22 protein-coding genes are annotated in these 26,398 nt (G+C 67.1%); 15 read left to right on the top strand and 7 right to left on the bottom strand.

The genetic code is table 11. The features are described from left to right. Positions 1–84: 84 nt before the first annotated feature. Positions 85–801, top strand: coding sequence for a response regulator (locus IE266_RS05275; RefSeq protein WP_189678997.1), 717 nt, complete (start codon positions 85–87; stop codon positions 799–801). A gap of 181 nt (positions 802–982) precedes the next feature. Here IE266_RS05275 and IE266_RS05270 read toward each other — a convergent pair whose 3' ends face one another. Genes IE266_RS05270 through IE266_RS05260 form a run of 3 tightly spaced genes read right to left on the bottom strand, consistent with a single transcriptional unit; the run spans position 983 to position 4,319 of the window. Further along, on the bottom strand, positions 983–1,699 hold the full coding sequence (locus IE266_RS05270) for a GNAT family N-acetyltransferase (RefSeq protein WP_189678996.1): 717 nt from the start codon (positions 1,697–1,699) through the stop codon (positions 983–985). A 54-nt stretch (positions 1,700–1,753) separates the two neighbouring features. Then, positions 1,754–2,923: a DUF1501 domain-containing protein gene (locus IE266_RS05265; protein ID WP_189678995.1), complete on the bottom strand. Its 1,170-nt coding sequence runs from the start codon at positions 2,921–2,923 to the stop codon at positions 1,754–1,756. A gap of 10 nt (positions 2,924–2,933) precedes the next feature. After that, a complete protein-coding gene (locus IE266_RS05260; protein WP_189678994.1) occupies positions 2,934–4,319 on the bottom strand; it encodes a DUF1800 domain-containing protein in 1,386 nt (461 codons plus the stop codon). A 208-nt stretch (positions 4,320–4,527) separates the two neighbouring features. Here IE266_RS05260 and IE266_RS05255 point away from each other — a divergent pair, with 208 nt between their 5' ends. Beyond that, the gene (locus tag IE266_RS05255; protein WP_189678993.1) at positions 4,528–5,418 is read left to right on the top strand and encodes a DNA-methyltransferase; all 891 of its coding nucleotides are present in this window, start codon (positions 4,528–4,530) and stop codon (positions 5,416–5,418) included. Here the strand turns inward: IE266_RS05255 and aspS are convergent. Further along, the gene (gene aspS / locus IE266_RS05250) at positions 5,402–7,183 is read right to left on the bottom strand and encodes an aspartate--tRNA ligase (RefSeq protein WP_189678992.1); all 1,782 of its coding nucleotides are present in this window, start codon (positions 7,181–7,183) and stop codon (positions 5,402–5,404) included. The genes IE266_RS05255 and aspS overlap by 17 nt on opposite strands. Positions 7,184–7,361: 178 nt before the next feature. On the opposite strand from aspS, the gene IE266_RS05245 reads away from it, so the two are divergent. The 12 genes from IE266_RS05245 to IE266_RS05190 all read left to right on the top strand — a co-directional run bounded on the left by IE266_RS05245 (position 7,362) and on the right by IE266_RS05190 (position 22,036). Further along, positions 7,362–8,591: an SAM-dependent methyltransferase gene (locus IE266_RS05245; RefSeq protein ID WP_189678991.1), complete on the top strand. Its 1,230-nt coding sequence runs from the start codon at positions 7,362–7,364 to the stop codon at positions 8,589–8,591. Between the two features lie 159 nt (positions 8,592–8,750). Next, positions 8,751–12,083, top strand: a complete 3,333-nt coding sequence (gene carB / locus IE266_RS05240) for a carbamoyl-phosphate synthase large subunit (protein WP_189678990.1) — start codon at positions 8,751–8,753, stop codon at positions 12,081–12,083. Between the two features lie 140 nt (positions 12,084–12,223). Further along, complete coding sequence (locus IE266_RS05235) at positions 12,224–12,868, top strand: DUF433 domain-containing protein (RefSeq protein WP_189678989.1); 645 nt, start codon at positions 12,224–12,226, stop codon at positions 12,866–12,868. Then, positions 12,768–13,241, top strand: coding sequence for a PIN-like domain-containing protein (locus IE266_RS27275; protein ID WP_373310508.1), 474 nt, complete (start codon positions 12,768–12,770; stop codon positions 13,239–13,241). The genes IE266_RS05235 and IE266_RS27275 overlap by 101 nt, the downstream gene beginning before the upstream one ends. Before the next feature lie 281 nt (positions 13,242–13,522). Next, entirely contained in the window at positions 13,523–14,470 is a 948-nt protein-coding gene (locus IE266_RS05225; protein WP_189678987.1) for an ABC transporter permease, read from the top strand. After that, positions 14,467–15,282, top strand: coding sequence for an ABC transporter permease (locus tag IE266_RS05220; RefSeq protein ID WP_189678986.1), 816 nt, complete (start codon positions 14,467–14,469; stop codon positions 15,280–15,282). Before IE266_RS05225 ends, IE266_RS05220 begins: the two co-directional genes overlap by 4 nt. Continuing rightward, complete coding sequence (locus IE266_RS05215; protein ID WP_189678985.1) at positions 15,279–16,886, top strand: ABC transporter ATP-binding protein; 1,608 nt, start codon at positions 15,279–15,281, stop codon at positions 16,884–16,886. The genes IE266_RS05220 and IE266_RS05215 overlap by 4 nt, the downstream gene beginning before the upstream one ends. After that, positions 16,883–17,740 (top strand): alpha/beta fold hydrolase, encoded by an 858-nt coding sequence (locus IE266_RS05210; protein ID WP_189678984.1) that lies wholly within the window; start codon positions 16,883–16,885, stop codon positions 17,738–17,740. The genes IE266_RS05215 and IE266_RS05210 overlap by 4 nt, the downstream gene beginning before the upstream one ends. Further along, positions 17,737–19,209 (top strand): aldehyde dehydrogenase family protein, encoded by a 1,473-nt coding sequence (locus IE266_RS05205; protein ID WP_189678983.1) that lies wholly within the window; start codon positions 17,737–17,739, stop codon positions 19,207–19,209. Before IE266_RS05210 ends, IE266_RS05205 begins: the two co-directional genes overlap by 4 nt. Then, positions 19,202–19,723, top strand: coding sequence for a signal peptide-containing protein (locus IE266_RS05200; RefSeq protein WP_189678982.1), 522 nt, complete (start codon positions 19,202–19,204; stop codon positions 19,721–19,723). The genes IE266_RS05205 and IE266_RS05200 overlap by 8 nt, the downstream gene beginning before the upstream one ends. Further along, positions 19,720–20,625: a DMT family transporter gene (locus IE266_RS05195; protein ID WP_229863901.1), complete on the top strand. Its 906-nt coding sequence runs from the start codon at positions 19,720–19,722 to the stop codon at positions 20,623–20,625. Before IE266_RS05200 ends, IE266_RS05195 begins: the two co-directional genes overlap by 4 nt. A 91-nt stretch (positions 20,626–20,716) precedes the next feature. Then, the gene (locus IE266_RS05190; RefSeq protein WP_189678981.1) at positions 20,717–22,036 is read left to right on the top strand and encodes a sensor histidine kinase; all 1,320 of its coding nucleotides are present in this window, start codon (positions 20,717–20,719) and stop codon (positions 22,034–22,036) included. A gap of 4 nt (positions 22,037–22,040) precedes the next feature. On the opposite strand, the gene pncB is transcribed toward IE266_RS05190, so the two are convergent. Together pncB and pncA are read right to left on the bottom strand one after the other, a co-directional pair. Next, a complete protein-coding gene (gene pncB / locus IE266_RS05185) occupies positions 22,041–23,330 on the bottom strand; it encodes a nicotinate phosphoribosyltransferase (RefSeq protein ID WP_189678980.1) in 1,290 nt (429 codons plus the stop codon). A gap of 141 nt (positions 23,331–23,471) precedes the next feature. Continuing rightward, positions 23,472–24,065, bottom strand: coding sequence for a bifunctional nicotinamidase/pyrazinamidase (gene pncA / locus IE266_RS05180; protein WP_189678979.1), 594 nt, complete (start codon positions 24,063–24,065; stop codon positions 23,472–23,474). Between the two features lie 97 nt (positions 24,066–24,162). Here pncA and trhO point away from each other — a divergent pair, with 97 nt between their 5' ends. Continuing rightward, positions 24,163–25,074 (top strand): oxygen-dependent tRNA uridine(34) hydroxylase TrhO, encoded by a 912-nt coding sequence (gene trhO / locus IE266_RS05175; RefSeq protein ID WP_189678978.1) that lies wholly within the window; start codon positions 24,163–24,165, stop codon positions 25,072–25,074. 76 nt (positions 25,075–25,150) lie between these two features. On the opposite strand, the gene IE266_RS05170 is transcribed toward trhO, so the two are convergent. Continuing rightward, on the bottom strand, positions 25,151–26,371 hold the full coding sequence (locus IE266_RS05170; RefSeq protein ID WP_189678977.1) for an MFS transporter: 1,221 nt from the start codon (positions 26,369–26,371) through the stop codon (positions 25,151–25,153). Positions 26,372–26,398: the final 27 nt, after the last annotated feature.

The raw sequence follows: 26,398 nt of genomic DNA, 5'->3' as shown, positions 1-26,398 counted from the left end.
GTGGACGTTTCAGCGCGGCCCGGCGTTAACCGGGCATTAGCTTGCCGAGGCTAGCCTGGAGGTGATCGCACAAGGGAGAGGATCATGGATGATTCGGACCGCCTGCCCGCCCCCTATCCCGGCCCCACGGCCGGCAGGCCCCTGCTTGGGCTGACCGTCCTGGTGGTGGAGGACAGCCGCTATGCCAGCGAGGCCCTACGCCTGCTCTGTCTGCGCAGCGGGGCGCGCATCCGCCGCGCGGACAGCCTGCGCGCGGCGCGACGGCACCTGCAGGTCTATCGCCCCACGGCGGTGATCGTCGACCTCGGCCTGCCCGACGGGTCGGGCACCGAACTGATCCGCGAACTCGACCGGGCGGTGCCGCGGATCTCGGTCCTGCTTGGCGCCTCGGCTGATCCTGGGGGCGAGGTCGAGGCGGCGGCCGCCGGGGCCGATGCATTCCTGGCCAAGCCGATCACCTCGCTTGCGCTGTTCCAGGCCGCGATCCTGTCGCGCCTGCCCGCTGACCGCCAACCGGCGGGGCCGCGCGGCATCAGCGACGAACACGTGGTGCCGGATCCGCTGGCGCTGCAGGACGACTTCACACTGGTCGCAAGCCGGCTCGAGGATCCGTGCGGGGCGGACATCGATTACATCGCGCAATTCGTGGCTGGCCTCGCATACAGCAGCAATGACGCTGCGCTGGCCGATGCGGCCAGCGCTCTGGCCCGTGCCCGCGGCTCCGGCAACCTAGCTGGGGCCGAGCGCAGCCAGTTGGCCGGAGTGCTTCAAGCCCGCCTGGCCGAACCGAGGGCAATCTGATGGTGGAAAGCTTCGTAATCGCAATTGCAACACTGCTTATCGCACTCTACCTGCAGGCCCGGCGCGCCGCGCGAGAAATCCGGGAGCGCGGCGAAAAGCATCCTCGGCTGATCCGGATCTTAGCCCCACGCGAGCGGTCATGACTCCGCTCCCAGCTCAGCTGGAACGGTGCTATCTAGCCTCAGCTGAGGGAGGGATCGCACGCAACCAGCACCGGCGCAGTCAGGTTGGAAAGGCTCTGTTTCTGAGCGCCGGAGGCCTCGAAATTCACCGGATCCAGCCAGGTCTCGAAGGCGGCGCGCAGCGCCGGCCATTCCTTGTCGATACAGGCGAACCAGGCCGTGTCGCGGTTGCGCCCCTTCACGACCAGCGCCTGCCGGAAGATGCCCTCGTAGCTGAAGCCGAGCCGCTGGGCCGCCAGGCGCGATGGCCGGTTCAGCGCGTTGCACTTCCATTCATAGCGGCGATATCCCGCGTCGAAAGCCCAGCCCATCATCAGCGCCATCGCCTCGGTCGCAGCGCGCGTGCGCTGCAGCGCAGGCGAAAAGCAGATATTGCCGACCTCGATCGACCCGGCCTCGGGCGCGATCCTGAGGTAACTGGCGGCCCCTGTAACCGAGTCGGTTTCCTTGTCGATGATCGCGTAGAAGAACGGATCTGCGCCCCGCGCGGCCGCCTCGGCCCAGTCGCGGTATTGCTGCGCTGTCTCGAACGGGCCCTGCGGCATGTAATCCCACAGCCAATGATGCCCGGCGAAGGCATCGAAAAGGGCCTGGGCATGCCTGGCCGGGTCAAGCCGTTCGAGGCGTGCATAACGCCCCTCCATCGCCTCGCCGCTCGGGCGTGGTGGCGGGGTCCAGTTCTCGACGATCGGGCCAATAGGTCTGTCAATGCTCATGACCGCGACACTAGGGGGCGAACGGCCGGCATGGAAGATGGATTCTCGGCGCGCCTAACGCAGGAACCCGGCATCGCGCCCCATGTCGAGGCCCGGGAAGACCACCTGCTCGATTGCCGCCCTGTCGAGGCCTGTGAGGCCATGCAGCAGCCAGGCCGCCGGCGCGCGTACATCAGCCGTTGGCATCAGGTCGCGCCGTTCGAACAGGGACGCCTCGTCGAGACCAGGCCAGGTGCCGTGGACCTTTCCACCGCGGATGGCACCGCCGGCGAGCACCATGGCGCCGCCGGTACCGTGGTCGGTCCCCCCGGTACCATTGATCCGCACGGTGCGCCCGAATTCGGTCATCGCGACCACGGCGGTCTTGCCCCAGACCGCCGGGCCCAGGGTGTCGCGCAGGGACGTAAGCGTGCCGGCCAGGCGTTCGAGGGCCGGTATCAGTGTCTTGTGCTGTCGCCCGTGCGTGTCCCAGCCATTGATCGAAAAGGCTGCGATCCGGGTGTCGCCACGCAACTGCTCGGCCGCGAATTTCGCGACTTCCAGGTGGGCGCCGGCCTTGTCCGCCCCGCCCATGCCTCCGCCGGCCAACATGGAAGCCTCGGCGAAGGCGGCGTGAAAGGCCGGGTCCTCCTGCATGATCCGCTCGGCCAGTTGCATGGCCTGCGGGCTGAGCGCCAGGTCGACCTCGGGGGTCCAGTCTGCCACCGGGGCCGCGCCGCCAAGGATCTTCATCTCGCCATGGCCGATGGCGAAGGCCGTGCGCGTTTCCACCCCTGGCAGTCGGGTCAGCAGCCGGTTCAGCCAGCCATCGCGCACCGCGCCCAGGGTGTCGGTGCCGGCCTCGAGGATGTCCTGCCCGTCGAAGTGGCTGCGCTTCTCGCGGTAGGGGGTCGAGACGGCGTGCACGAAACCCAGCTCGCCCGCGGCCCAGAGCGGCATCAGGGTGCCCAGTGCCGGGTGCAGGGAGAAGAAGCCATCGAGTTCGGCGGCACCGTTCTGCGGCCCGCCTGCCAGGGCGCCGCGCGCGCGGGCATAGTCCGGGTCGCCATAGGGCTGCACCACGTCCAGCCCGTCCATCGCGCCACGCAGAACGATCACCACCAGGCGCGCGTCCCAGGGGGCGGCGGCCAGGCTGATGCGGGTCAGGAAGGGGCTCGCGGCCGCCGAACAGCCAATCAGCGCAGAGCGGGCGAGGAAGCCGCGGCGGGTGAAGGGACGGGTCATGGCAGGCTCCTCAACGGCGCTGAAAGGCGGGCGAGGCCAAAACGAGGCCCACCGCCTCGGCCTGGCTCTCGGCGGCGGCGGCGGCAAAGCGCACCGCATCGGTGGCGAACCGGCCAAGCGCCTGATCGACGAAGGCGCGCGGATCGGGCAGCTGGGGGCGCAGGGTCTGCGGCACGTTCACCGCCCAGAGCAGCCGGGCGGCTACGCCCTGCGGGGTCACCCAGGCCTCGTCCTGCTCGGGAAAGCCGTCGGGGCCGTTCGGGGTCAGCCAGGGCTGGCCCATGGTGGCCAGGGGCCTGTCGAATCCCTGGCGAATCTCGCGCGGGCGCATCGCCGCCACCCGCTCGGGCGTCACCGCAAGTGCGCGCCAGGCCGAACCGACGAAATGCTGGGGCGGCTTCACGTTCCGCAGGGGTTCTGCCCAGGCGGCGGGATGGCCCAGCAGAACTGAGTAGACTTTGACGAGGTCGCCCCCGGTGTCGAGAAACCGGGCCGTCATTGCCGAAACGAGATCCGGATCAGGAGTATCGGAGACGAAATGCACCGCCAGCTTCCGCGAGATATGTTCCGCCGTGGCCGGATGCAGCGCCAGGTCGCGCAGGGCCGCATGTACCGAATCCAGCCTTGCCGGATCACCGCCGTAGCGCCGGCCCAGGATCGTTTCCGCACCCGGCTCGGCGTAGGCCGGGCGAAAGGCGAAACCGGATTGCTTGTTGACGCTGAGCCCGGTGAAGAGCTCGGCCAGCTGTCGCACGTCGTCCTGCGTATAGGGGCCGCCGACGCCCAGCGTGTGCAGCTCCATCACCTCGCGGGCGAGGTTCTCGTTCAGCCCGCCCAGCGCCTCGCGCCGCCTGGCGGCGCGGCTGTTGGGGCCGACCGAGGTGACCTGGTCCAGATAGTGCAGCATCAGCGGGCTGGTCACGGCCGCGATCACCAGGTCGGGAAAGCTGGCAGCGACATGCGGGCGGATCGAGGTTTCGACATAGGGCGCGACGCCGGTGCGCATCAGCACGTTCTTGCCCATGGCGGTGAAATGGTCGGCCCAGAAGGAGACGAGCCGTTCGCGGAATCCCGTGCCGGTCCAGGTCCAGCGCAGCTGCGCCTGCATCGCCCAGCCGAGCGAGGCCAAAGCCTGGTCGCGTCGCGCCTTCTTGAAGGCTTCGAGCGCCTGCATCTTGTCGCGCTTGTCCTGCGGATCCTCGCCCTTGCGCAAATGGCGTGTTGCCGTCAGCCAGGTCTCGTAGTCGGCATAGCTGTCTATGGCAAAGCGCTGCGCCATCTCGTCGGGGCCCTGCAGGCCCTGCAGCATGGCCTGGGTCGATGTTGGCGGCGCGATCGTCGGCGACAGGCCGCAACCAAACCGGATTTCCGCCAGATCGGGAGAAAAACCCGCCATGTGACCCCACTATTCAGATTGCCGGCAGCGGCCGGCCCTGCGCCAAGAATAGGGCCTTTCCGGCCCGCGTCATGCCTGAAACGCGCGGCCGCGGGGGTTCCGTCGGCGGATTGGCGGAATGCCGCGGATGCCCGCCCGGGCGTGACATCGCCGGCCCGGTCGGTCTATACCCCGCGGGCGCGGCGACGAGAAGGACAGGCAGGCAGAGATGAACCGGATCGTGTCCCTGCCCGACCAGCCGCCCGGACACAGCCTGGCCGTCTGCGACAACCGCGACTTCCTGGCGCGGCTGCCCGCCGGCGCCTTCAACCTGATCGTGACCTCGCCGCCCTACAACAACGGCAAGCCATACGAACGCCGCTCGACGCTCGGGGCCTATGTCGAGGAGCAGCGGGCGGTGATCGGCGAATGCGTCCGCCTGCTGGCCGAGACCGGGTCGATCTGCTGGCAGGTCGGCAACCATGTCGACGATGGCGAGGTGGTGCCGCTGGATGCGCTGCTCTACCCGGTTTTCAAGTCCTTCGGGCTGAGGCTGCGCAACCGCATCGTCTGGCATTACGGACACGGGCTGCATTGTTCGCGCCGCCTGTCGGGGCGCTACGAGACCATCCTGTGGTTCACCAAGTCCGACGATTACGTCTTCAACCTCGACGCGATCCGGATGCCGGCGAAGTTTCCGGGCAAGCGGCATTACAAGGGGCCGAAGGCGGGTGCCCTGTCGGGCAACCCGCTGGGCAAGAACCCGAGCGACATCTGGGAGATTCCCAACGTCAAGGCCGCCCATGTCGAGAAGACGCTGCACCCCTGCCAATTCCCGGTCGAGCTGGTCGAACGGTTGGTGCTGGCGCTGACCGATCCCGGCGACTCGGTGCTCGACCCCTATGTCGGCGTCGGCAGCAGTGTCATCGCGGCGCTCAAGCACCGCCGCTGGGGGTTCGGTTGCGATATTTCCGAGGAGTATGTCGCCATCGCGCGCACGCGGATTGCCCAGCTGGAGCGGGGCGAGCTGCGGCTGCGCGAGCGGGACACGCCGATCTACGACCCCGCGCTGCCGCGCGGGGGGCACAATCGGCGCAAGCGGCCTATTCCTTCGGAATGACCCGCAGGCCCAGTTCCATCAGCTGGTCGCTGGTGGGCTCGGAGGGCGCGTTCATCATCAGGTCTTCGGCGCGCTGGTTCATCGGGAAGAGGATGACCTCGCGGATGTTGGCGGTATCGGCCAGCAGCATGACGATGCGGTCGATGCCCGCCGCGCAGCCGCCGTGCGGGGGCGCGCCATACTGGAAGGCGTTGACCATCCCGCCAAAGCGGCGGCGCACCTCGTCCTCGCCATAGCCGGCGAGTTCGAAGGCCTTGAACATGATCTCGGGCTTGTGGTTCCGGATCGCGCCGGAAATCAGCTCGTAGCCGTTGCAGGCGAGGTCATACTGGAAGCCGAGCACCTTGAGCGGGTCGCCCGCCAGCGCCTCGATCCCGCCCTGCGGCATCGAGAAGGGATTGTGAGAGAAGTCGATCTTGCCGCTGTCGGCGTCCTTCTCGTACATCGGGAAGTCGACGATCCAGGCGAAGGCGAAACGGTCCTTCTCGGTCAGGCCGAGTTCCTCGCCAATCACGGTGCGGGCCTTGCCGGCGACCTTCTCGAACGCCTCGGGCTTGCCGCCCAGGAAGAAGGCGGCGTCGCCAACACCCAGGCCCAGCTGGAGGCGGATCGCCTCGGTGCGCTCGGGGCCGATGTTCTTGGCCAGGGGGCCCGCGGCTTCCATGCCGTTGTCGCCGTCACGCCAGAAGATGTAGCCCATCCCCGGCAGGCCCTCTTTCTGGGCGAAGGCGTTCATGCGGTCACAGAACTTGCGGCTGCCGCCGGTGGGCGCGGGGATGGCGCGGATCTCGGTGCCTTCCTGCTCGAGCAGTTTCGAGAAGATGGCAAAGCCCGAGCCGGCGAAATGTTCGGAGACGACCTGCATCTTGATCGGGTTGCGCAGGTCGGGCTTGTCGGTGCCATACCAGAGCGCCGAGTCGCGGTAGGAGATCAGCGGCCAGTCGGCGGGGGCGTCGACCTTCCTGCCCTTGCCGAATTCCTCGAAGATGCCCGCGATCACCGGCGAGACGGTGTCGAAGACGTCCTGCTGGGTGACAAAGCTCATCTCGAGGTCGAGCTGGTAGAAGTCGGTCGGCGAACGGTCGGCGCGCGGGTCCTCGTCGCGGAAGCAGGGCGCGATCTGGAAATACTTGTCGAAGCCCGAGACCATCAGCAGCTGCTTGAACTGCTGGGGTGCCTGCGGCAGGGCGTAGAACTTGCCCGGATGCAGCCGCGAGGGCACCAGGAAGTCGCGCGCGCCCTCGGGCGAGGAGGCGGTGATGATCGGCGTCTGGAACTCGCGGAAGCCCTTGTCCCACATCCGCTTGCGGATCGAGGAGACGACGTCCGAGCGCAGCACCATGTTCTTCTGCATCGTTTCGCGGCGCAGGTCGAGGAAGCGATAGCGCAGGCGGGTTTCCTCGGGGTATTCCTGTTCGCCGAAGACCATCAGCGGCAGCTCGCCGGCGGCGCCCAGCACCTCGAGGTCGCGGGCATAGACCTCGATCTCGCCGGTGGCGAGCTTGGGGTTCACCAGCGACGCATCGCGCGCCTTGACCGTGCCGTCGATGCGGATGCACCACTCGCTGCGGACCTTCTCGACTGCCTTGAAGGCCGGCGAGTCGGGGTCGCAGATGACCTGGGTGATGCCGTAGTGGTCGCGCAGGTCGATGAAGAGCACGCCGCCGTGATCTCGCACCCGATGGACCCATCCGGACAGACGGACGGACTCGCCCACGTTGGCGGCGGTCAGATCGGCGCAGGTATGGCTGCGATAGGCGTGCATGGCGGGTCCCTTCGGACGGATTTGGACGATCGCGCCGATACACCTTGCCGGGCGGGCCATGTCAAGGGGAACCCGACCCCCTGCCGGATCGTTAACAATTGTTTGGAAATTGCGCCAACCGGTGTATGATCCCGTTCGGGTTGGGAAAAACTCATCGGAAAAGCGCGGGGGGCCTGTGATGTGGCAGTCCGTTTTTGACAAGATGGTGCGCCGTCTGATCTCCGAGGGAAGCCTCGAGGTGATCTTTCCTGACGGTGTCAGACATACCTACGGCCCCGGCGGCGGGCTATCTGCTTCGGTGCATCTGCACAGTCCGGAGGTGGTCAAGGCGCTGTGCCTGCGCCCGGAACTGGCGCTTGGCGAGGGCTACATGGATGGCGCGATCACCATCGCGGGCGACGACATAGACTCGCTGGTGCGGATGATCCTGCGGAACGGCTATGCCAACAGGACCCCGCTCTGGGCGCGGACGGTCGATGCCGCGCGGTTCCGGCTGGGCCGGATCCTGCAGCGCAACGACCCCGAGCGGTCGCGGTCGAACGTGGCGCATCACTATGACATCTCGAACGATCTCTACCGGCTCTTCCTCGACCGGGACATGCAGTATTCCTGCGCCTATTTCACCGATCCCGAGATGAGCCTGGAGGCCGCGCAGGTGGCCAAGAAGGCGCATATCGCCGCCAAGCTGCGGATCGAGCCGGGGATGCGCGTGCTCGACATCGGCTGCGGCTGGGGCGGCATGGCGATCACGCTGGCGCGCGACTGGGGCGCGCGGGTGGTGGGCGTGACGCTGTCGCAGAACCAGCTGGCGCTGGCGCGCGAGCGGGTGGCCGAGGCGGGGCTGGAGGACCGGATCGACCTGCGGCTGCTCGACTATCGCCTGCTGGACGAGCCCTTCGACCGCATCGTCTCGGTCGGAATGCTCGAACATGTGGGCCTGCCGCAGTTCGACACCTATTTCGCCAAGGTCGCCGACCTGCTGACGCCGGACGGCGTGGCGCTGATCCACACCATCGGGCGCACCGGGGTGCCGATGGCGCAGTCGGAATGGATCAACCGCTATATCTTCCCCGGCGGCTATGTGCCGTCGCTGTCGGAACTGGCGCCCTCGATCGAGCGCTCGGGCCTGTGGAACTGCGATCTCGAGGTGTTGCGGCTGCATTATGCGCTGACCCTGCGCCACTGGCTGGCGCGGTTCGACGAGAACCTCGACACCGTGCGCAAGATGTATGACGACCGCTTCATCCGGATGTGGCGCTATTACCTGACGGTCTGCTACCTCGCCTTCGAGGAACAGGCGCAGGCGGTGTTCCAGTTCCAGCTGAGCCACAAGCGGGACGCGGTGCCACTGACGCGCGACTATCTCTACCCGACGCCACAGGCGCAGGCACGGCAGGCCGCCGAGTAGCTCGGCCCTGCCCCGTTACGGGCGGTGTTCGGGCCTTTCCCGAGACCTTGCGGGATCGGCCCTGCTTCCCCCTTGCGCCCGCGACGTCCATGCCTATAACGCAGGCAATTTGCGCGCCCCCTCCGGGGTGCGCTTTCTCACACGCAAAGAGGGGCTGCCATGCCGAAGAGAACCGATATCAAGTCGATCATGATCATCGGGGCCGGCCCCATCGTCATCGGTCAGGCCTGCGAGTTCGACTACTCGGGCGCCCAGGCCTGCAAGGCGCTGCGCGAAGAGGGCTACCGGGTCATTCTGGTCAACTCGAACCCGGCCACCATCATGACCGACCCCGAGCTGGCCGACGCCACCTATATCGAGCCGATCACCCCCGAGATCGTCGCCAAGATCATCGAGAAGGAGCGCCCCGACGCGCTGCTGCCGACGATGGGCGGGCAGACCGGGCTGAACACCTCGCTGGCGCTGGAAGAGATGGGCGTGCTGGAGAAATTCGGCGTCGAGATGATCGGCGCCAAGCGCGCCGCCATCGAGATGGCCGAGGACCGCGCCCTGTTCCGCGAGGCGATGGACCGGATCGGGCTGGAGAACCCCAAGGCCACCATCGTCACCGCGCCGAAGCTGCCGAACGGCAAGCGCGACCTGAAGGCCGGCGTGCAGATCGCGCTGGAGGCGCTGGAAGAGATCGGCCTGCCCGCCATCATCCGCCCCGCCTTCACCCTGGGCGGCACCGGCGGCGGCGTGGCCTACAACCGCGAGGATTACGAGCACTACTGCCGCTCGGGCATGGATGCCTCGCCGGTCGGCCAGATCCTGATCGACGAGTCGCTGCTGGGCTGGAAGGAATACGAGATGGAAGTCGTGCGCGACCGCGCCGACAACGCCATCATCGTCTGCTCGATCGAGAACGTCGATCCGATGGGCGTTCACACCGGCGACTCGATCACCGTGGCCCCGGCCCTGACGCTGACCGACAAGGAATACCAGGCGATGCGCAACGGCTCGATCGCCGTGCTGCGCGAGATCGGCGTCGAGACCGGCGGGTCGAACGTGCAATGGGCGATCAACCCGGCCGATGGCCGCATGGTGGTGATCGAGATGAACCCGCGCGTGTCGCGGTCGTCGGCGCTGGCGTCCAAGGCCACCGGCTTCCCCATCGCCAAGATCGCGGCGAAGCTGGCGGTTGGCTATACGCTGGACGAGCTGGACAACGACATCACCAAGGTCACGCCCGCCAGCTTCGAGCCGACCATCGACTATGTCGTCACCAAGATCCCGCGCTTTGCCTTCGAGAAGTTCCCGGGGAGCAAGCCGGAGCTGACCACCGCGATGAAATCGGTGGGCGAGGCCATGGCCATCGGCCGCACCATCCACGAGTCGATGCAGAAGGCGCTGGCCTCGCTGGAAACCGGCCTGACCGGCTTTGACGAGATCGCCATTCCCGGCGCGCCCGACCATGCCGCCATCGTCAAGGCCCTGGCCCGCCAGACGCCCGACCGGCTGCGCGTGATCGCCCAGGCGATGCGCCACGGCCTGTCCGACGAAGAGATCCACGGCGTCACCATGTTCGACCCCTGGTTCCTGACCCGGATCCGCGAGATCATCGACGCCGAGGCCGAGCTGAAGAAGAAGGGCCTGCCCACCACGGAAGAGGGCCTGCGCGCCGTCAAGATGCTGGGCTTCACCGACGCCCGCCTCGGCAAGCTGACGGGCCGCGACGAGGACAACGTCCGCCGCGCCCGACGCAACCTTGGCGTAAACGCCGTGTTCAAGCGGATCGACACCTGCGCCGCCGAGTTCGAGGCACAGACGCCCTACATGTATTCGACCTATGAAATGCCGATGATGGGCGAGGTCGAGGACGAGGCGCGCCCGTCGGACCGCAAGAAGGTGGTGATCCTGGGCGGCGGCCCGAACCGGATCGGCCAGGGCATCGAGTTCGACTATTGCTGCTGCCACGCCTGCTTTGCGCTGACCAAGGCCGGTTACGAGACCATCATGGTCAACTGCAACCCCGAGACCGTGTCGACCGACTATGACACCTCGGACCGTCTCTACTTTGAACCGCTGACCTTCGAGCATGTCATGGAGATTCTGCGCGTCGAACAGGAAAACGGCACGCTGCACGGCGTCATCGTCCAGTTCGGCGGCCAGACCCCGCTGAAGCTGGCGAACGACCTGCATGACGCCGGCATCCCGATCCTGGGCACCACGCCCGACGCCATCGACCTGGCCGAGGACCGCGAGCGGTTCCAGCAACTGGTGCAGCAACTGGGCCTGAAACAGCCGGTCAACGGCATCGCCCATTCCGACGCCCAGGCGCTGGCCATCGCCAAGGACATCGGCTTCCCGCTGGTGATCCGCCCCTCCTACGTGCTGGGCGGCCGCGCGATGGAGATCGTGCGCGACCAGTCGCAGCTCGAACGCTACATCTCCGAGGCGGTGGTGGTCTCGGGCGACAGCCCGGTGCTGCTCGACAGCTATCTCGCCGGCGCGGTGGAGCTGGATGTCGACGCGCTCTGCGACGGCAAGCAGGTTCATGTCGCGGGCATCATGCAGCATATCGAGGAGGCCGGCGTGCACTCGGGCGACAGCGCCTGCTCGCTGCCGCCCTACTCGCTGCCCGACAGCATCGTCGCCGAGGTGAAGACCCAGACCGAGGCGCTGGCCCGCGCGCTGAACGTCGTCGGCCTGATGAACGTGCAGTTCGCGGTGAAGGACGGCGATATCTACCTGATCGAGGTCAACCCGCGCGCCTCGCGCACGGTGCCCTTCGTCGCCAAGGCGACCGACAGCGCCATCGCCGCCATCGCCGCCCGCGTCATGGCGGGAGAACCGCTGAGCAACTTCCCGATGCGCGCCCCCTATGACGCCGATGCCGATTACGACACCGTCCTGCCGCTGGCCGACCCGATGACCCTGGTCGACCCGAACATGCCCTGGTTCTCGGTCAAGGAGGCGGTTCTGCCCTTCGCCCGCTTCCCCGGCGTCGACACCATCCTCGGGCCCGAGATGCGCTCGACCGGCGAGGTCATGGGCTGGGACCGAGACTTCCCCCGCGCCTTCCTCAAGGCGCAGATGGGCGCGGGCAACCCGCTCCCGCGCGAGGGCCGTGCCTTCATCTCGATCCGCGACGACGACAAGACGGCCGAGATGCTCGAGGCGGCGCAGATCCTGGTGGCGCAGGGCTTCAGCCTGGTGGCCACCCGCGGCACCGCCGCCTGGCTCAAGGGCCATGGCGTGCCTTGCGAGCAGGTGAACAAGGTCTATGAGGGGCGCCCGGACATCGTCGACATGATGAAGGACGGCGGCATCCAGCTGGTGATGAACACCACCGAGGGGGCTGCGGCGGTCGAGGATTCCAAGTCGATCCGCTCGGTCGCGCTCTACGACAAGATCCCCTACTTCACCACCGCCGCCGGCGCCCATGCCGCCGCGCTGGCGATCAAGGCGCAGTCCGAGGACGACGTGGGCGTGAAGGCGCTGCAGAGCTGAGGCTCTGAAAAGCCACAAGAGTTGCAAGTTGACGAATGCGGACTGCGTCTGCATTCTTCACTTGTTGCAAGGAGTATCATTTGCCCCTCGTTACAGCGATATTTGGACAGGGCATATATTCTCCCCGACAAGCAGCTCGCTTGATCGGAACCACGCCGGCTGAAATCCTGCGATGGACGCGCGGCTCCGGGCCTACGGAACCATTATGGCACGCTCACTATCAAGGAATTGACGACACAACAGAGCTGAGTTTCTATGATCTGATAGAGGTTCGCGTTGTCAAAGCCCTGCGGCGCGCCGGTGTATCACTGCAAGCGGTTCGTTTTGCGATAAACTATGCACGTGACAAGTTTGGCGTAAGCCACCCGCTTGCCACATTGCGGTTCAAGACCGATGGCCAAGAAATACTTGCAGAAGCCCTTGAACAAGACGGGGATCTTGTGAGCTTGTCGGCGAAGCGACCGGGACAAAAAGTGTTCTCGAAGATCGTCGATCAGTCTCTGAACGATCTCGAGTTCGACAATGGCGAAGTTGTGCTTTGGCGACCAAAGCGAACGACACATATCATCATTGATCCCAAGCGCTCGTTCGGGACACCGATTTTGGAAGACTTTGGGGTTTCGACCCAAACACTTTACAACGAACTGAGTTCCTATCGCGACATTACACGCCTTGCCAAGGCATATGAAATACCCAAAGCTCTTGTGGCTGAGGCGATTTCATTCGAGAGCAGGCTCGAAGAGCAAGCAAAATCAGCGGATGGTCAAAGCCCTATTCGATCATAACATGCCGCCGAGCATTGCTCGCGCGCTGAATGAAATCGTTGCCGTGGACGGCCATGAAGCCTGGGCTCTGCGCGACAAATTCAAGACGACCATAACGGATATCGATTATTTTACCCAATTGGGCCATGAAGGCGATTGGATAGTGATCTCGAAAGACCGATCGAATGCTAGGCGGGCGCCAGAGAGAGCTGCGATCCTAAAGTCGGGCGTTCTTGCATTCTACCTCGCAAGTTCGGTTGAGAAGCAGAGGCTAAACGAACAAGCTGCGACAATTCTTTGGCAGTGGGATAAGATTGTTGCACACAGGGGGACCACTGCGAGCGGCCTGTTCGAACTGCCGATTGGAAAGCGATCCAAGTTTCGTTCTCTATAGGTCCGGGCCTGATGGTGGGTTACACCGCTCACCCCCATAACCTCGCCCTCCGCCCCATTCCTGCCTCATTCCCCGGCGATTGTTTCTCCATCGTGCACAAGGATGGACCCTGACGATGCGCCTCGCCCTCTTTCTCTTCTCCGTCCTCTTCATCGCCGCCTGCAACGGCATCCCCTTCGTGCCGCTGATCTGACCCGCCGGAGAGGGGTCGGAACCGACCCGAGCGAAAGGCTCAAGATCGCCTCTGGACCCCGCTCGCGACCGCGCATAACGTCCGCGCGATGCTGCGATATTCTCTCAAGCGACTGCTTTCCCTCATCATCAGCCTGGTGATTGCCAGCCTGGTGATCTTTGCCGTGATCGAGGTGGCGCCGGGCGATCCGGCGAGCTTCATGCTGGGCGTCAATGCCCAGCCCGATACCGTCGCCGCGCTGCGTACAGAACTCGGCCTCGACGTGCCGAAATGGCAGCGATACCTGACGTGGGTTGGCGGCATGGTGCAAGGCGAATTCGGCACCTCCTATACCTACCGCACGCCGGTGACCCAGATGGTGGCCGACCGGCTGGTCGTCTCGCTGCCGCTGGCGCTCTACGCGCTGACGCTCTCGACGCTGATCGCCTTTCCGGCCGGCATCTATGCCGCCGCGCGGCGTGGCAAGGCGGGCGACGTCGCTGTGATGGGGGCAACGCAGCTGGGCGTGGCGGTGCCCAACTTCTGGTTTGCCATGATGATGGTGCTGATCTTCGCCATCAACCTGCGCTGGTTCAGCGCCGGCGGATTCGCGGGCTGGGACAAGGGGTTCCTGCTGGCCATGAAGTCGCTGACCCTGCCCGCGATCTCGCTGGCGCTGCCGCAGGCGGCGATCCTGGCGCGGGTGATGCGCTCGGCCCTGCTCGACATCCTGGGCGAGGATTTCATGCGCACCGCGCGGGCCAAGGGTCTGAGCCGCCGGCAGGCACTGTGGCGGCATGGGGTCAGGAACGCGATGATCCCGGTGCTGACCATCCTCGGGCTGCAATTCTCCTTCCTGCTGGCCGGCGCGATCATCATCGAGAACGTCTTCTACCTGCCGGGGCTTGGCCGGCTGGTGTTCCAGGCGATCTCGTCGCGCGACCTGATCGTGGTGGAATCGGTGGTGATGCTGCTGGTCTTCGCCGTGATCACCGTGAACTTCGTGGTGGACCTCGCCTATGCCGCCGTCGATCCAAGGCTGAGGGCCCGGACATGAACCGCAATCTGATCCTCGGCGGCGCGCTGGCCTGCTTCTTCGTCCTCGCGGCGCTGGTCTCCTTCGTCTGGACGCCCTTCGACTATACGGCCATGAACATCCCCGAGAAGTTCCAGCGCCCCAATGCGGTGCACTGGCTGGGCACCGATCATTTCGGGCGCGACATCTTCTCGATGATCATGGTGGGCGCGCGCACCTCGATAGCGGTGGCGCTGGTCGCGGTGTCCATCGGAATCGCCATCGGCGTGCCGCTGGGGCTGACCGCGGCGGCGCGCAAGGGCGGCTGGATCGACGAGATCATCATGCGCGGCAACGATCTGGTCTTTGCCTTCCCCTCGCTGGTCATCGCCATCCTCATCACCGCCGTCTTCGGCCCCGGCGCGATCAATGCGATCATCGCCATCGGCATCTTCAACGTGCCGGTCTTCGCGCGGATCACCCGCGGCGCGGCGCTGAGCCTGTGGGAGCGCGAGTTCATCATGGCCGCGCGGGTCGCCGGCAAGTCGGCGGCGCGGATCAGCTGGGAGCATATCCTGCCCAACGTGATGAACCTGCTGATCGTGCAGGGCACCATCCAGTTCAGCCTGGCGATCCTGGCCGAAGCGGGCCTGTCCTACATCGGCCTGGGCGCGCAGCCGCCGATCCCGAGCTGGGGCCGGATGCTGGCCGATGCGCAGACGCTGGTGGCCATCGCGCCGCATCTGGCGATGATCCCCGGCATCGCGATCATCCTGACCGTGCTGGGCCTGAACCTGATGGGCGACGGTCTGCGCGACCTGCTCGACCCCCGGCTGAGGGTGGCCCGCACATGAGCCTGCTGCAGATAGAGAACCTCTCGCTTGCGATCCACAAGACGCCGATCCTCAAGGGCGTGACCTTCGGCATCGAACCGGGCGAGATCGTCGCCGTGACCGGCGAGAGCGGGTCGGGCAAGTCGATGACCGCGCTGGCGGTGATGGGGCTGCTGCCCGAACGGATGGAGGCCAGGGGCGCGATCCGCCTCGACGGGCAGGACCTGCTGACGCTCTCCGAGGCGCAGATGTGCCGGGTGCGCGGGCAGTCGGTCGGCATGGTGTTCCAGGAGCCGATGACAGCGCTTAACCCGGTCAAGACCATCGGCGACCAGGTGGCCGAGACCATCCTCGTGCACAAGGCGATGCCGCCCGACCAGGCGCGGGCGAGGGCGCGCGAGGTGCTCGACCGTGTCGGCCTGCCGGCCGAGCGGTTCCCGCTGAGCCGCTATCCGCACGAGCTTTCGGGCGGGCAGCGGCAGAGGGTGGTGATCGCCATGGCCATCGCGCTGCGGCCCAAGCTGCTGATCGCGGACGAGCCGACCACCGCGCTCGACGTGACCACGCAGGCGCAGATCCTCGACCTGCTGAAAGGGCTGGTGGCGGATTTCGGCATGGGGATGCTGATGATCACCCATGACCTTGCCGTGGTCGCCGACATGGCCGACCGCATCGTGGTGATGCGCCACGGCGAGGTGATGGAACAGGGACCGACGCGCCGGCTGCTGGCCGAGATGAACCACCCTTATACGCGCAAGCTGTTTGCCGCCTCGACCCACAAGGTCGACCTGCCGCCGCCGCCGCCACCCGCGCCGCTGCTGGAGGTGCGCGAGGTGGTGCGCGACTATCGCCTGCCGCGCACCCGGCTGTTCGCCCAGCCCGGTACCTATCGCGCTGTGAAGGGGGTGAGCTTCACCCTCAACCGGGGAGAGCGCCTGGGGCTGGTCGGCGAATCCGGCTGCGGGAAGTCGACGCTGACACGGGCGATCCTCGGGCTGGAACCCGTGCAGGGCGGGCAGATCCTGCTGGACGGCGAGCCGGTGCTGACCGGCACCGCGCCGAACCTCAAGGTGCGGCGCAAGATGCAGGTGGTGTTCCAGGACCCCTTCGGCAGCTTCAACCCGCGCCACCGGGTCGACCGGCTGATAACCGAGCCCTTCCACCTGCTCGACGCGCCCCCGACCGGGCGCGCGCGCGAGGCCGCCATCGGGGAGGCGCTGGAGGCGGTGGGCCTGCGGGCCTCGGATTCGCGCAAGTATATCCACGAGTTCTCGGGCGGGCAGCGGCAGCGCATCGCCATCGCGCGGGCGCTGATCATCCGCCCCGAGCTGATCCTCTTCGACGAGGCGGTGAGCGCGCTGGACGTCTCGGTGCGGGCGCAGATCCTCGACCTGCTGGCCGAGCTGTGCCGGGCCTACAACCTGACCTATCTCTTCATCAGCCATGACCTGAGCGTGGTGCGCACGGTGACCGACCGGGTGATGGTGATGCAGTCGGGCGAGATTGTCGAACAGGGGGTGACGCAGGAGGTCTTCGACAACCCGGCCCACCCCTATACGCAGAAGCTGATCGCCGCCGCCCCGGTGCTGCCCGAGCCCGAGGCGCTGCGGGAGCGGCTCTCGTGAGGATCGAGGTCAACGGCGTCCGCCTCTTCGTCGATATAGAGGGGGCGGGGCTGGTGGCCGAGGGGCCGGTGATGCGCGAGAAGCCGGTGCTGATCGTGCTGCACGGCGGGCCGGGGCTCGATCATGCGATCTACAAGCCGGCGTTTTCGCAGCTGACGGATGTGGCCCAGGTCGTCTACCTCGACCATCGCGGCAACGGGCGCAGCGAAGACGGCGACCCGGCGCTCTGGACGCTGGACCAATGGGGCGACGACATCGACGCGCTTTGCGGCGTGCTGGGGATCGCGCGGCCGATCGTCTATGGCGCCTCGTTCGGAGGCATGGTGGCGCAGGCCTATGCCACGCGGCACCCCGAGAAGGTCGGTGCGCTGATCCTTGCCCATACCGCCGCAAAGGTCGACTTCGAGACCATGTTCGCGACCTTCGCGCGCCTTGGCGGACCGGTTGCCGAAGCGGCGGCGCGGGCCTATTGGACCGGCCCGACGCCCGAGCGGCGGCTGGCCTATCGCGATGCCTGCGTGCCGCTTTACTCGCTGAAGCCGGTCGACCCGGATTTCTGGCGGCGCACCATCGTCAAGGACCCGGTGGCGCTGCACTTCAATTCCGCGGATCGCGAGTTGGGGCAGATGGACTTTCGCGCCGCGCTGGGGCGGGTGACCTGCCCGGCGCTGGTGCTTTCGGGGCGCCAGGACCCGGTAATGCCTTGGCAATTTGCAGATACCATAGCGGCCAGCCTGACGGCGGCCGACGTCCGCGCGCATTGCTTCGAGGATGCGGCGCATATCCCTGACCTGGATGTGCCCGAGGCCTTCTTTGCCCTGCTGCGCGACTTCATCAAGGGAGTGAGCCGATGAACCAGCCGAAAATCACCACCAGGCCGACGCCCTGGTTCGATCCGTCGAAATGCCTGATCGGAGGCAAGTGGGTGGCCCCGCAGGCGGGCGAGACGCTGCCGCTGGTGAACCCCTCGGACGGGTCCGAGATCTGCCGCATCGCGCGCGGGCGCGAGGCCGATATCGACGCCGCCGTCGCCGCCGCACAGGCCGCGCGCGAGGGCGAGTGGGGCCGCATGACGGCGACCGAGCGCGGGCGCATCCTGACCCGGCTTGGCCAGATCGTGCTGACCCGGGTGGACGAGCTGGCCGCGCTCGAGGCCGCCGACGTCGGCAAGCCGCTGGGCCAGGCCCGCGCCGATGCGGTGGCGCTGGCGCGCTACTGCGAGTTCTACGGCGGAGCGGCGGACAAGGTGATGGGCGAGACCATCCCCTATCTCGCCGGCTACACCGTCTATACCCTGCGCGAGCCGCATGGGGTGACGGGGCATATCGTGCCCTGGAACTATCCGATGCAGATCATCGGCCGCTCGGTCGGCGCGGCGCTGACCATGGGCAATGCCTGCGTGCTGAAACCGGCGGAGGAGGCCTGCCTGACCGCGCTGGCCTTCGCCGATCTGGCGCAGGAGGCCGGGCTGCCGCCCGGTGCGCTGAACGTGGTGCCGGGGCTCGGTGCCGAGGCCGGCGCGGCGCTGGCCGGGCATCCGGGCATCCAGCACATGAGCTTTACCGGCTCGGTGCGCACCGGGGTGCTGATCCAGACCGCCGCGGCGAAGAACGTGGTGCCGGTGACACTGGAGCTGGGCGGCAAGTCGCCCCAGCTGGTCTTCGACGACGCCGATATCGACGCCGCCCTGCCCTTCCTCGTCAATGCGGGCGTGCAGAACGCCGGGCAGACCTGCTCGGCCAGCTCGCGCATCCTCGTGCAGCGCGGGGTCTACGAGACGGTCAAGGCGGGCATGGCCGAGGCCTATCGCGCGCTGACCGTGGGCCCGGCGCCCGAGGACCTGCGCCTCGGGCCGCTGATCTCGGCGCGCCAGAAGGAGATCGTGACCGGCTTCCTCGCCAAGGGCGCCGACCTGCCGATTGCCGGCGAGGGCACTATCGTGCCCCATGCGCCCGGAACCGGGGCCTATGTCAAACCGACGCTCTTCGCCGATGTCCCGCATGACCACGTGCTGGCCCGCGACGAGATCTTCGGCCCGGTGCAGGTGCTGATCCCCTTCGACACCGAGGAAGAGGCGGTGAAGATCGCCAACGGCACCGACTACGGCCTGGTCGCCAGCATCTGGACCCGCGACGGCGCGCGCCAGATGCGGCTGGCAAAGGCGCTGCACGCGGGCCAGGTCTTCATCAACAACTATGGCGCCGGTGGCGGGGTCGAGCTGCCCTTCGGCGGCGTCGGCAAGTCGGGCCATGGCCGCGAGAAGGGGTTCGAGGCTCTGTATGGCTTCTCGCAGCTGAAGACGGTCGCCGCCCATCATGGCTAGGGCCGGGGTCTTCCTCGGCCTGATGGGCCTGGCGGTGCTGGTGGCGGCGGCCTTCGGGGCGCTGCACAACCAGGTGAGCTATACCGTCGGCCCCGACTATTTCCACGCCTTCAAGTTCCGCCAGTTCACCATCCCGCGCGAGATGGACCCCCGCCTCGGCGCCGCCGAGGTCGGGGTGCTGGCAAGCTGGTGGATGGGCGTTCTGATCGGCCTGCCGCCCTTCGTGATGGGCGTGCTGACCCTGCGCCCCGCCGCGCGGTTCTTCCGCGTCGGGCTGGCGGCGATTGCGCTGGCGGCCTTCGTCACCGCGCTGACCTCGCTGGCGGGGCTGGTCTTCGGCCTCTACGTGGTGACGCCCGAGACCGCGGCCGCCGTGACGCTGCCGATCAAGGTCGGCGATCCGGTCGGCTTCCTGCGCGCCGGGATGATGCATAACGCCAGCTACCTCGGCGGCTTCCTCGGCACCATCGCCGCCTTCTGGCTGGTGCGCCGCCGCGCGCGGGCCACGGCGTGAGCGCCCGGCCCGAGGACCGTACCGGGCAGGCCATCCTGCTGTCGCTGGTGGCCATCGTCCTGTTCGACCTCATGGGCCTGGTCATCAAGCACCTGTCGCCGCACTACTCGGCCGCCGAACTCTCGGCCTATCGCAATGTGGTCGGGCTGGTGCCGACCGTGATCGCGCTCTGGCTCTCTGCTGCCTGGCACAGCGGCGGGCGGCAGTGGAAGGTGCGGCAATGGCCGCTTGCCTGCGCGCGCGGGGGGATCATCGCGCTGGCCCAGCTCTGCTTCTACTACGCGCTCGGCACCCTGCCCTTCGCCACGGCGGCGACCATCAGCTATTGCAACGCGATGTTCATGACAGCGCTGGCGGTGCCGCTGCTGGGCGAACGGGTCGGCCCGGCGCGCTGGTCGGCGGTGCTGATCGGCTTTGCCGGGGTGATCCTGGTGATGGGCCCGGGGCGCGAGACCTTCTCGGCCGCCGCCCTCGCGCCGCTGGGCGCGGCCTTCGCCTATGCGCTGGCAGGGGTGCTGGCGCGGCGCATCGACGCCGGGGTGCCGAGCGCGCTGGTCAACCTCTATTCCTCCTCGGTCGCGCTGTTCGGCTCGGTGCTGCTGGTGCCCCTGATGGGCGGCTTCTCGGAGATCCGCCAGACCGAGGATATCGGCTGGATCGCCGCAATGGGGTGCTTCGGCGGGCTGGCGGTGCTCTGCATGGTCACCGCCTACCGCAAGACCGAGCAGAGCAACATCGCGCCCTTCTCCTATTTCGGCATACCAACCGCCTTTGTCTTTGGCTGGCTGTTCTTCGACGAGGCGCCCTGGAGCGACCTGTTCCCCGGCGCCATCCTGATCGTGATAGGCGGGCTGCTGGTGATCTGGCGCGAGCGCCGGCTGAGGCGGGGTCGGACCGCCTGAGAAAGCCCCGGCAGCCGCTCAGGGATTATTAACGATTCGCCGCCTAATGTGCCGCCCTGCCCGGATCAACGGGACTGCAGGGAAAGGCCGGATGACCCCCGAAAGGCAATTGAAACGGAACATCAGGGTGCTGACGCTGAGCCTGCTGGTGGTTGCCGCGTTTACCTCGGCGCTCTTCGCCTTCCTGTTCCTGTCGTTGCGGCAGGACCAGGCACGGCTGGGTGAGCGGCAGCTGCGCTATTACACCACCATTCTCGACCAGCAGCAGAGTCTGGGCTATGGCGGGTTGATCCACAACTTCAAGAACTGGGTGCTGCGGCCGGACGAACCGCGCTATCGCGAAGCCGCCGTGGCCGCGGCCGAACGATCGATGGCTGTGCTCAACAGGCTGGCGGCGCAGGTGGCGGCGGCGGAACTCGACCTGCCGCTCGGCGCGCAGCGCGCCATGATCGCGGAGTATCGCGCCTATATCGACGTGATCACCCGGATGCACCGCGAAGGCCGCAGCGCCTCCGAGATCGACGCTGCGGTGCGCGTCTCCGACGATGCCGCTCTGGCCGAACTCGCGGTGGTGCGCGCTCGGGTCGAAGCGCGGATGAAGGCGCAGCAACTGGCGCTGGACGACCGTAACCTCGTGCTCTTCATACTGCCCTATGCGCTGGCGGCGATGCTCTCGCTGGGGCTTCTGGTGCTGATGCGGCAACGCGCGCGGATGCGGCTGGAGCATGACGCCCGGCGGATCGAGGAGATCGAGCAGTTCACCCAGGTCGCCGCCCATGACCTGCGCGCGCCACTGCGCCAGATCGCGGCGCTGGCCGAATTCGCCACCGAGGACGCGGCGGAGGGCAGCGCGCAGGACTTCGGCGCGGTGCGCACGCACCTGGGCGCGATCTCGGAGCGCGCGGCGTTGCTCGATTCGCTGATCAAGGCTGTGTTCCGCTACATCCTGATCGAGGGCGCGGCGCAGGAGATCAGCGAGGTCGACCTGCGCCAGACCGTCGACGCCATCGTGCAACTGCACGTGCCGCCCGGCGTCTCGGTGCGGCTGGAGGGCACCTTTCCCGTGGTGCGCGCGCAGCGGGTCGAACTCGAGATCATCCTGCGCAACCTGATCTCGAATGCGGTCAAGCACCACCCCCAGAACCGGCCCGACATCATCATCCGCTATCAGGCCGACCGCCGGATTCACCGCTTCGAGGTGGAGGACAACGGCCCCGGCATTCCCGGCGAGCACGCCGGGCGGGTCTTCGACATGTTCTGGACCATGTCCAAGGCCAGCAAGCCCGACGAGGTCAGCGGCGTCGGCCTGGCGCTGGTGCGCCGGATCGTGACGCGCTGGGGCACGCAGCTGTCGCTGCGCCCGGCGCAACCGAGCGGCGCGGTGTTCTGTTTCTCGATGCCGCGGTTCTGAGGTGTCAGACCTCGACCGGCATGCGCTGCTGTTCGCCCACCCCGAAGACGCGCTTGTAGCGCTCGATCTCATCCTTCGGCCCCATCGCCTTCTCGGGGTTGTCCGAGAGCTTGACGGTCGGGCGGCCATTGGCGCTCACCGCCTTGCAGACCAGCGAGAAGGGCGCCAGCGCATCATTGGCCACGAAGCCGCGGAAATCATTGGTGAGCAGGGTGCCCCAACCGAAGGAGACATTGACCCGCCCGGCGAAGCGGGCGTGCAACTCGACGATCTTGTCGACGTCCAGCCCGTCGGAGAAGATCACCCGTTTGGTATTCGGATCCTCGCCGCGCGCGCGCCACCAGTCGATGGCCAGCTCGGCCCCCGCGGCCGGATCGCCGCTGTCGATCCGGATACCGGTCCAGGTGGTCAGCCAGTCGGGCGCATTCTCGAGGAAGCCCTTGGTGCCATAGGTATCGGGCAGGATGATCCGCAGGTTGCCGTCATGCTCCTCGTGCCAGTCCGACAGCACCTCGTAGGGCGCGCGGGCCAGTGCCTCGTCACTCTCGGCCAGGGCGGAATAGACCATCGGGAGTTCATGCGCATTGGTGCCGATCGCCTCGACCTCGCGGCGCATGGCGATCAGGCAGTTCGAAGTGCCGGTGAACTTGCGGCCCAGCCCCTCGATCATCGCCTGCACGCACCAGTCCTGCCAGAGGAAGGAATGCCGCCGCCGGGTGCCGAAATCGGCGATCGCGATGGTGTCGATCTGGCGCAGGCGCTGGATCTTCTCCCAGAGCCGGGTCATGGCGCGGGCATAGAGCACCTGCAGCTCGAACCGCCCCATCGAGTTGAGTACCGCGCGGCTGCGCAGCTCCATCAGCACTGCCAGCGCCGGGATCTCCCAGAGCATCACCTCGTGCCAGGCGCCCTCGAAGGTCAGCTCGTATTGGTCGTCCTTGCGCTCCAGGTGATAGGGCGGCAGGCGCAGGTTCTCGAACCATTCCATGAAATCGGGGCGGAACATCTGGCGCTTGCCGTAGAAGGTATTGCCGCGCAGCCAGGTGCTCTCGCCGCGCGAGAGCGACAGCGAGCGGATGTGATCCAGCTGCTCGCGCAGCTCACCCTCGTCGATCAGCCGGGCCAGCGGCACGTGTTTCGATCGGTTGATCAGCGAGAAGGTGACACGGGTGTCCGGCTTGTTGCGGAAGACCGACTGGCACATCAGCAGCTTGTAGAAATCAGTGTCGATCAGCGAGCGGATGATCGGGTCGATCTTCCACTTGTGATTGTAGACGCGTGTCGCGATGTCCAATGCTCTTCCCCGGCGGTCTTATTTCCGGCGCACAGGTTACACGACAGGGACCGCTATCCAAGCGGAATCAATGCGCTGCCGGTGGGTCGGCGGGTTGCGGCGCTGCCGGTCGCGCGGCAGCGGCCCGCATCGCACCCGGCCTCAGACCAGTTGCACCCCGGCTTCGCGCATCGCCGACTCGGCAGCGGCGACCGATCCGTCGAGGTCGATGCCCCGGCAGGCGGCGAGCGCGACGCTGACCCGGAACCCCAGTCGCGCGGCGTCGAGCGCCGAGTAGTTCACGCAGAAATCGGTGGCGAGGCCGGTCAGCACCAGCTCGGAGATCCCCCGCGTGCGCAGGTAGCCGTCAAGGCCGGTGGGGGTGGTGCGGTCGTTCTCGAAGAAGGCGGAATAGCTGTCGATGCCGGGGCGGAAGCCCTTTCGGATGATGAGATCGCCATCGGTGCGCAGGCCGGGGTGGAAGGCCGCGCCGGGGGTGTTCTGGATGCAGTGGTCGGGCCAGAGCACCTGGTCGCCATAGGGCATCTTCACCATCGAATAAGGCGCCGCGCCGGGATGCGCCGAGGCGAAGGAGGAATGCCCTGCAGGGTGCCAGTCCTGGGTCAGGATCACCGCGTCGAAACTGTCCATCATGGCGTTGATCGGGGCGACCACGGCGTCGCCCTCGGGCACCGCCAGCGCGCCGCCGGGGCAAAAGTCGTTCTGCACGTCGATGACGATGAGGGCGCGGGTCATGGCGGTCTCCTTCTGCTGCCCTATCGGTAGGCGGGGCATGGGCCCGCGTCAATCGGTGCGCTTGCCGCGCCGGCCGCGCCGGCCTAGAGAGCGGGCCATGTTCACCATCGCCGCACTCTATCACTTCACCCGTTTCGACGACCCCGCCGCGCTGAAGGGGCCGCTGGAGGCGCTTTGCCGGGCCGAGGGCGTCAAGGGCACGCTGCTGCTGGCCCGCGAGGGTATCAACGGCACCATCGCCGGCCCGCGCGCGGGCATCGACGCGGTGCTGGCGCATATCCGGGCGCTGCCGGGCTGCGCCGGGCTGGAGTGGAAGGAGGCCGAGGCCGCCGAGGAGCCCTTCGGCAAGCTGAAGGTGCGGCTGAAGAAAGAGATCGTCACCATGGGCCAGCCCGATGTCGACCCGCTGGCGGGGACCGGGCATTACGTGGCGCCGGCCGAGTGGAACGACCTGATCCGCCAGCCCGACGTGGCGGTGATCGACACGCGCAACGATTACGAGGTGGCGATCGGCACCTTCGAGGGGGCGGTCGACCCTCAGACCCGCAGCTTCCGCGATTTCCCGGCCTGGTGGGAGGCGAACCGCGAGCGCTTTCACAACAAGCGGATCGCGATGTTCTGTACTGGCGGCATACGCTGCGAGAAGTCGACGAACTACCTGCTGGGGCAAGGCGTGCCGGAGGTCTACCACCTCAAGGGCGGCATCCTGAAATACCTGGAGGAGATCCCCGAGGATCAGAGCACCTGGCAGGGCGACTGCTTTGTCTTCGACGGGCGGATCAGCGTCGGGCACGGGCTGAAGCCGGGGGCGCATCTGCTTTGCCATGGCTGCCGGCGGCCGCTGGAGCCCGAGGATACGGGCCGGCCGGAATACGAGGCGGGGGTGTCCTGCCATCACTGCTTCGACGAAACCAGCGCCGAGGACAAGGCGCGGTTCCGCGAGCGGACGCGGCAGATGAAACTGGCGCGTGAAAGGGGCGAAAAACACCTTGGCGGAGAGGTGTCCTAGCTGGGACGGGGGGTCAAGTTATTGACTCAAAACGATTAAGGCAGAGTGACCTTTTCCGGGGCGGTTCTCGCCTGCCTCAAACCACCGCCGCCTTCGGCGCTCTTGGCCTCGACCGGGCGAGCAAAAGCAGCATGACCCCGACGGTCAGCCCGTTCCACAACACCCCGTTCAGGAAGGCCATCCGGTAGCTGCCGGAGAGGTCGTAGATCCAGCCCGACATCCAGCCGCCGATGGCCATGCCCAGCACCGTCATCATCAGCACGAAACCGACCCGCGCCCCGGCCTCGCGCGCGGGCATGTATTCGCGCACAACCAGCGCATAGCTCGGCACGATGCCGCCCTGGCTGAGGCCGAAGACCAGGCTGATGACATAGAGCGGCACCATCGCGTCCCAGGGCAGGTAGAGCGCCAGGGCCAGCGCCTGCAGCAGCGCGCCCACCAGCACCGTTCGCACGCCGCCGAGGCGGTCGGCGACGAGGCCGAAGAAGATCCGGCTGGCGGCTCCGCCCAGCAGCATCAGCGAGAGCAGGTCCGCCCCCACCGCCGGGCCGTAGCCCAGGCCGATGCAATAGGCGACGATATGGACCTGCGGCATCGACATGGCGATGCAGCAGCCGATCCCGGCCAGGCCCAGCAGCCATTGCAGCTGGCGCGGCGTGAAACCGGCGCTCATCGCCTTGAGGTCGGAGGCCGCCTGGGCGACGCCATGGGCCTCGTCCGGTAGTCGGCGGCGCAACAGCAGGGCCAGCGGGATCACCGCGACGAGGGTGACAACCGCCAGCAGCAGGTAGACCTGCCGCCAGTCGCCATTGACCAGCATCGGCGTCAGGATGGTGGGCCAGATGCCGCCCGAGATGTAATTGCCGCTGGCCACCAGCGCCACGGCGATGCCACGGCGGCGCAGGAACCAGTGCGAGATATCGGCCATCAGCGGGCCGAAGCCGACCGCGGTGCCGAGGCCGAGCAGCAGGTGGGTCAGCCAGAGCAGCCCCATCGTCGGTGCCACCATCGACAGCAGGTAGCCGCAGGCCGAGATCACCGAGGCCCCGATCAGCGCCAGCGTCACCCCGAAGCGATCGACGACGCGCCCGATCAGCAGGTTGCCGGCGGCAAAGCCCATCATCGTCAGCGTATAGGCCAGCGAGGCATCGGCCCGGCTGACACCGAACTCGGCCTCGACCGCGGGCAGGACCAGGACGATGGCCCAGATCCCCACGTTGGCGACCATCGCGATGGCCATGGTGACGCAGAGACGGAACCAGGAATATGCGCTGTCGTGAATATCGGTGGTGCTCATGCGGGCGACGCTAGGGCCGCCTCGCAC

Origin of the sequence: Seohaeicola zhoushanensis (assembly GCF_014656415.1) — a bacterium.
In the GTDB taxonomy this organism is placed as follows: domain Bacteria; phylum Pseudomonadota; class Alphaproteobacteria; order Rhodobacterales; family Rhodobacteraceae; genus Seohaeicola_A; species Seohaeicola_A zhoushanensis.
This window is presented reverse-complemented; position numbering and strand designations above follow the sequence as displayed.

Coding starts and splice junctions, on each gene's coding strand:
- IE266_RS05270 (WP_189678996.1), bottom strand. CDS start 1,699: ATGAGCATTGACAGACCTATTGGCCCGATCGTCGAGAACTGGACCCCG.
- IE266_RS05200 (WP_189678982.1), top strand. CDS start 19,202: ATGGCTAGGGCCGGGGTCTTCCTCGGCCTGATGGGCCTGGCGGTGCTG.
- IE266_RS05205 (WP_189678983.1), top strand. CDS start 17,737: ATGAACCAGCCGAAAATCACCACCAGGCCGACGCCCTGGTTCGATCCG.
- IE266_RS05245 (WP_189678991.1), top strand. CDS start 7,362: ATGTGGCAGTCCGTTTTTGACAAGATGGTGCGCCGTCTGATCTCCGAG.
- aspS (WP_189678992.1), bottom strand. CDS start 7,183: ATGCACGCCTATCGCAGCCATACCTGCGCCGATCTGACCGCCGCCAAC.
- IE266_RS05215 (WP_189678985.1), top strand. CDS start 15,279: ATGAGCCTGCTGCAGATAGAGAACCTCTCGCTTGCGATCCACAAGACG.
- IE266_RS05255 (WP_189678993.1), top strand. CDS start 4,528: ATGAACCGGATCGTGTCCCTGCCCGACCAGCCGCCCGGACACAGCCTG.
- IE266_RS05260 (WP_189678994.1), bottom strand. CDS start 4,319: ATGGCGGGTTTTTCTCCCGATCTGGCGGAAATCCGGTTTGGTTGCGGC.
- IE266_RS05220 (WP_189678986.1), top strand. CDS start 14,467: ATGAACCGCAATCTGATCCTCGGCGGCGCGCTGGCCTGCTTCTTCGTC.
- pncA (WP_189678979.1), bottom strand. CDS start 24,065: ATGACCCGCGCCCTCATCGTCATCGACGTGCAGAACGACTTTTGCCCC.
- IE266_RS05170 (WP_189678977.1), bottom strand. CDS start 26,371: ATGAGCACCACCGATATTCACGACAGCGCATATTCCTGGTTCCGTCTC.
- IE266_RS05265 (WP_189678995.1), bottom strand. CDS start 2,923: ATGACCCGTCCCTTCACCCGCCGCGGCTTCCTCGCCCGCTCTGCGCTG.
- carB (WP_189678990.1), top strand. CDS start 8,751: ATGCCGAAGAGAACCGATATCAAGTCGATCATGATCATCGGGGCCGGC.
- IE266_RS05190 (WP_189678981.1), top strand. CDS start 20,717: ATGACCCCCGAAAGGCAATTGAAACGGAACATCAGGGTGCTGACGCTG.
- IE266_RS27275 (WP_373310508.1), top strand. CDS start 12,768: ATGAAATACCCAAAGCTCTTGTGGCTGAGGCGATTTCATTCGAGAGCA.
- trhO (WP_189678978.1), top strand. CDS start 24,163: ATGTTCACCATCGCCGCACTCTATCACTTCACCCGTTTCGACGACCCC.
- IE266_RS05225 (WP_189678987.1), top strand. CDS start 13,523: ATGCTGCGATATTCTCTCAAGCGACTGCTTTCCCTCATCATCAGCCTG.
- IE266_RS05275 (WP_189678997.1), top strand. CDS start 85: ATGGATGATTCGGACCGCCTGCCCGCCCCCTATCCCGGCCCCACGGCC.